This window comes from Bradyrhizobium sp. NBAIM08 (assembly GCF_020193935.1).
Classification (GTDB): Bacteria; Pseudomonadota; Alphaproteobacteria; order Rhizobiales; family Xanthobacteraceae; genus Bradyrhizobium; species Bradyrhizobium yuanmingense.
This window is the reverse complement of the sequence record NZ_JADYVR010000651.1, coordinates 1-424: the sequence shown is the minus strand read 5'-3', so window position 1 is coordinate 424 and position 424 is coordinate 1. Positions and strand designations below refer to the sequence as shown.

At 75.9% G+C, this 424-nt stretch carries 1 protein-coding gene; it reads right to left on the bottom strand.

What is annotated here, in order from left to right:
- On the bottom strand, positions 1-424 hold a 424-nt coding region (locus I6F37_RS41400), incomplete at both ends, for a nitrate- and nitrite sensing domain-containing protein (protein WP_225154581.1).

The window sequence follows — 424 nt, the reverse complement described above, 5'->3', positions numbered from 1 at the left end:
CGGCTGCACCGTGCGCCTGCGCCAGCAGCGCCTCGTGGCGCTCGGCATCGGCCCGCGCCTGCGCGATGCGCTCGCCGCACAGCGCCTGCAGTTCGGCGCGCAGCCGTTCCTCGACCGCCTGCATCGCGTCGATGCGCAGCGTGCAGCAGTCGAACCAGGCGGTGCTGAGGTTGGCATCGAGCGCGCCGCCTTCGGGCGCCGCGAAGGCGATGCGGCGCATGCGCTCGAGCTCGGCCAGCTCGGCCGCGGGCTGCGCCTGCAGCCAGGCGTCGCACAGCGCGGGGCCGGCGAGCTCGGCGTACAGCGCGAAGCTGCGTTCCTGGGCGGCGATCAGCTGCAGCCACTGCGCCCGCCGCGGCGCGTCGACCGCGGCGACGGCGAAGGCGGCGGCACCGCAGGCGCGTTCCTGGCCGGCGTATTCCTT